This window comes from Halomicronema sp. CCY15110, from assembly GCF_016888165.1.
In the GTDB taxonomy this organism is placed as follows: Bacteria; Cyanobacteriota; Cyanobacteriia; order Phormidesmidales; family Phormidesmidaceae; genus Halomicronema.
Window position 1 is genome coordinate 1 of sequence record NZ_JACSWC010000263.1, and the last position, 4,796, is coordinate 4,796.

At 50.7% G+C, this 4,796-nt stretch carries 3 protein-coding genes and 1 pseudogene; 3 read left to right on the forward strand and 1 reads right to left on the reverse strand.

The window, feature by feature from the left end; translation table 11 throughout:
* Positions 1-32: 32 nt before the first annotated feature.
* Positions 33-1,913, reverse strand: coding sequence for a DUF4158 domain-containing protein (locus JUK32_RS10755; RefSeq protein ID WP_204138855.1), 1,881 nt, complete (start codon positions 1,911-1,913; stop codon positions 33-35).
* A gap of 346 nt (positions 1,914-2,259) precedes the next feature.
* Between JUK32_RS10755 and JUK32_RS10760 the strand changes: the two genes are divergently transcribed.
* From JUK32_RS10760 to JUK32_RS10770, 3 genes and pseudogenes are all read left to right on the forward strand, one after another.
* Positions 2,260-2,493: an EF-hand domain-containing protein gene (locus tag JUK32_RS10760; protein ID WP_204138856.1), complete on the forward strand. Its 234-nt coding sequence runs from the start codon at positions 2,260-2,262 to the stop codon at positions 2,491-2,493.
* Between the two features lie 100 nt (positions 2,494-2,593).
* Positions 2,594-3,580: a nucleoside hydrolase gene (locus JUK32_RS10765; protein ID WP_204138857.1), complete on the forward strand. Its 987-nt coding sequence runs from the start codon at positions 2,594-2,596 to the stop codon at positions 3,578-3,580.
* Positions 3,581-3,936: 356 nt separating this feature from the next.
* Positions 3,937-4,796: pseudogene (locus JUK32_RS10770) on the forward strand (mechanosensitive ion channel family protein); the annotation flags it as partial.

Consider the following 4,796-nt stretch of genomic DNA (forward strand, 5'->3'; position numbering starts at 1 on the left):
TGCCGATCGCGCTTTGCCGACGACTCATCCGCCTATGTAGTTGTCGCGACACGCCTATGTACTTGACATTTAATAGGGCATCGCTGATTGACGAAATGTAGAACGCTGCCGATATTGACCTGCTTAAGCCCCTCAAACAGGGGGTGGTTAATAGTGTCACTTGTCCGGGGAGAGTGAAGCGTCCATCGGCCTTGTGAGCTTCGCTTGTGGATCTCGAAGTGCTCATTTTCACCCGCGCTGAGACGCTGATTGACCGCAGTAATGCGTGCCTCCAAACGGTGTTCGAGTTCAGCCAAGTGGTCTTGAATGGGCTGCTGGAGGAGCGTTAGCCCCGTGGCTAAGATGAGGCTAGCCTTTTGCTGCCACTGGTGTTGATCAATGAGGTCATCTTCCAAACTACGAAAGCGAACACTGTCACGACAGAAGACGTCGCCAGATTCCAAGCCGTTGCGCAGCAAGCGATAGACCAGAAACTCATAGCGATCTGGAAGCAGCTTCGCGTCATCCTCACCGGACCCATAGAGATAGCGCCTCGTGGACTCGGGAATGAACTGAGTGGGGAAGCGCTCAGTTGAATATTGAGACAGGGACTTGCCCTTTTGAAAAGCGGCCTTCAAGAAATTAATCGCCGCCATCAGGGGGGCATGCCCGGAGGAGGTCGCCAACTCAACGGCTAACAGGGCAGGGCGCAAGTTCCGCTTGAACTGAGGAGCCAAGGTATCTACATGTGCCCATTGAAAAGCGGTTTCGTCGAATTTGGCTTGACTGACAATATGTTCGGCGACAAAGTTGAGTTTCGAGCGCTCTAGGAGCTCAAAGGCTTTGGCCTGAACCTCCTGAAAGGAAGCAGTCTGGGCAATGCTATCGTCGGTGAAGAGCTTGAGCACCTGCCCGGCCTTGTGAAGGTTTTGATTGCCTTCTATTCGGTATTCATACACCTGCTCTTTAGCCGCACTTTGGCTGGCTTCAACATAGCGTCTGACGTTGTATCTCAAACTGCTGATCAGATTGTCGTGCAGGCGCTGGTAGCGATGAAAAATAAAGCACAGCAGATAAACCTGCACCATGCCTTGAGCCAGTCGTTTCAGGCGGAAGACAGAGTAGTAGGTCACCAGCGACGCATAGTATTTGATGCTCTCACTCGATATTTCCAGGGTGGGTAGCAGGCGCTGAGCTAGAGGATAGAGTGCCTGTATCGGCTCACCGCGATGGATTTCGCGCTTGATTTCACTGAGGCTGAAGTCTCTCGGTTCTCGTTTCAGCTGAGTGATTTCATAAAGCCCTGGCGTGTCCCCTAACAGCTGATTCAAAGCCTTGATATCGGTTTCTTTTAGACGACTTTGAACCATTGTGCTCAGCCGATCCTGCTCAGCAGTGATGGCCTGACCGACAACGTTTTGCAGGACGCTATAGCCAGGCGCGACCAGCCGCTGCTGTTCGAGATGATGAACGAGTTCACGGAAGACATAGATAGGCTTGCCGCAGACTCTGGCCGCCTGTTGCGCCTTCCTCTGCAGCGCGGTGCGGGCCTCTTCGTCACAGGTGCGGTAATGACAAAGGTCAAGAATCAGACGTTGTTGATTGAGTCGAGTGACCTTCCCTAGACCGAGTTGGTTCAACTGAAATTTAGGGAAGTAGCGTTGCCGGATATGCTCAACATCGGCGGCCACGATTGGCGGTGTGAATGTAAAAAAGAGATGACGGGCCTTGAAATAGCCGAGTTGTAGAATGGTGTATATCCGCGATCTGATTCGAGGCAACTGTTCGATAACAGCGATTTCTCTGGACGAGAGCGCAAAGTATTCCGTTTGCTCTTCAGGCGTAAAATGAGGTAGCCCGTAGAGGTTTTCAATTTCGTCATTCCCGAGGATCTGCAGACGTTTTTGAATGGGGGCCGCTGTCTGCTCTGTCATCGGAATTAGGATGGGCCTTGCCACTCCAGGGAGAATCGTGCTGGCCTACTCCGCCAGTTGCCACCGCTTAAAAAGTATACGGAGTCAGAGGCTGCCATTGGCAGGTCTCAATGTGAGTCTCATGGTCGGCACAGGGGGTGGCCTAGAATTGGCCTGAATCAGAGTCCTAAGAAATCACGAAACCATTGAGAACCCGTGAGACTCATTCTCCAATGTCAACTCGGCATCAATTGCCTCTAATCCTTCCCTAGAAGCACTTTTAGGCTGCTTTTTAGACTTGAGTAGTTGCATGATGCGCAGCTACTCTGCCACAAGTCTCAGACATCTCATCACAAACAATACCTTTTTGAGGGGTTGTGCAAACAACCCCAAAGAGGAGTTAGAGCAGGCGGTGAAACAGGCCTTTGTGGAGCTAGATCGCAATCAAGACGGCCACGTTTCCCCAGCGGAGCTACAAGCCGCTTTGAGCGAACGCACCGGGCGCAGCCACAAAGGCTTGATCGGCCTGATGTTTGAAACTCTAGATGCCGACAAAGACGGCATGGTGTCAATGGCAGAATTGGCCTCTTTGGCGATGTGACAACGAACCAACGGGAGAGCGCACAGCCGTGCGCCCCTACGGAAACCCTTGATCACAATGGTTTTGCGCGTGACCGATTCCTTTACCCATCTACCAATCTATGACCAACCCTCTCCCCCGGCCCATGATTATTGACACCGATGGCGGTGTGGATGACGCCCTAGCGATCGTCATGGCGTTGAATTCTGAACACATCGACCTCAAGGCGATCACGGTATTAGCGGGCAACATCGACGTCCACCAGGCGGCAAAGAATGTGCTGCGGGTGATCGATATTGTCGGCCCTGAGCAAAGTCCTCTGGTCGCGAAAGGCTGCACCAAGCCCCTGGTGAATCCGCCTTTTTATGCGGCAGGCATTCATGGGTCCGATGGTTTAGGCGAACTGGATCAATTCAAAAATGCCGATGGTAGCCCCCGCTATCCGGCTCTCACTACAGAAGCCGCCACCGAGGACGCCGTCGAGGTGCTCTTAAAAGCAGCCAAAGCGTACGGCAACGACTTGACTATCGTGGCACTGGGGCCATTGACAAATCTTGCTATGGCTTTAGAGAAAGATCGCCCCACCCTGCAAAAGGTGGGACGCATTGTGATCATGGGCGGGGCGGTGAAAGTGCCGGGGAATATTTCTGCCGCTGCGGAGTTTAACTTCTTTGTTGATCCCCATGCGGCGCAGGTGGTGATGGAGTCGGGCATTCCCCTGACGCTGGTGGGGCTGGATGTAGCAATGCAAGCGCCCCTGGCTCGCAAAGATGTGGAGGCTTACGCCCAGCAAAACCCGTCGAACGTCTCGCAGTTTATTGTCGATTGCACCGGCATTTACATGGCCTTCTATCGAGAAAACGAGGGTTTCCACGGCTGCTATTTGCACGATCCCCTAGCGGTAGGGGTGGCGATCAATTCCAGCCTGGTGACAACTGAGCCGGTCTACATGGTGGTGGAAACAGAGGGGCGGTTTACCTCGGGGATGTCGCTGGCTGATTTGCGCGATCGCCGCGACGAGGCCACCTTCCCGCCTAACGTAGACGCCTGCTTGGGGGTAGATACTGAACGGTTCCTCAAGCTGTTTTATGACCTGATTCAGCCCTAGTCGATTATTTAGCCACTAATAAGTAGCTGTAACGCATCCTACACAAGATTTTGCCGACCTACTTTTGAGAGTTGCATATTCACATCAAATCGGCACCTGATTTCCATCTTGATCGGCACCCAAATCACATCCGAATCGGCACCTGATTCACATCAAAATCGGCACCTTGGCTGACAGACGCCAGGCCATGTACAGCAAGGGATGTATCACTGATGTAACCCTTAGCCTTGGATAGAGAAAAATGCTTTTGATTTGAGGGTGCCGAATCAAGTGCAAACGGTGCCGAACCACATGTCATTTTGCAAGAGTCTTAGATCGGGAAAACCTGAGTTTTTTAAGGTTATCAATTAACTGCCGTGAACATAGTAATTACCCTCGTTGGAATTGCTGGGATTGTTGCCAGTTTTGTATTGCTGAATAGATTTATTCAATTCGGCATGAAGGTCCTAGCCGCAACCTGGTTCCGACATCACACCTCAAAAATTACGAACATCCGGCAAAATACCACCGTTGTATTGTTAGTCGCCTGTGTTGTTCTATGCTTGCTAGTGACCGGGGTAAACGGGTTGCTGATATTTCAAGGTAAGAATGTTTTGGCTTTTTATCTGAGTCTGCTGGGCAGTATTCCTCGCCAGTTTTGGATTCAGATGGCGATCTCATTCCTCAAATGTATTAGCTTATTGCTGCTGGTCAAACTCAGCTTACCCTATCTGCTTAAGGCGCTAGATCGAGCCTGTGTACTAGCTCAAAATACCGATCAAATCACGGCTAATGATGAAAGTGTTCAGGCGTTTTTTAGGACTCTCAAAAAGGTTTCATCGAATGGATTTTGGCTGCTAGCGCTAATTCTTTGCGCTAATTTTTTGCACACCCCAGCTATTATCATAAAGTATCTCAAAATTGGCCTTAAAGCATATCTGGCCATTTCTCTCGGGCAATTAATAATTAAGTTACTGTCAGTGCTGATTGACACCCTGGATGCCTTAAGCCTGAGCTATTCAAGCTCAGACAACATATTGCGTCATTACGAACGATTTTGCCACTTAGTACCGGCTTTCAAGAAAGCACTGGAATACATTCTTTATGTAGCGATCGTCACTTTAGTGATTCAAGACATCGATTTTATCGCCTGGGTAGCCAGCCTCACTGGTGCAGAAAAGTTTTGGGAGCAAAGTATCGGTAGTCTCATCGTGAGAAAGTCGTCACTTTCGAGAAC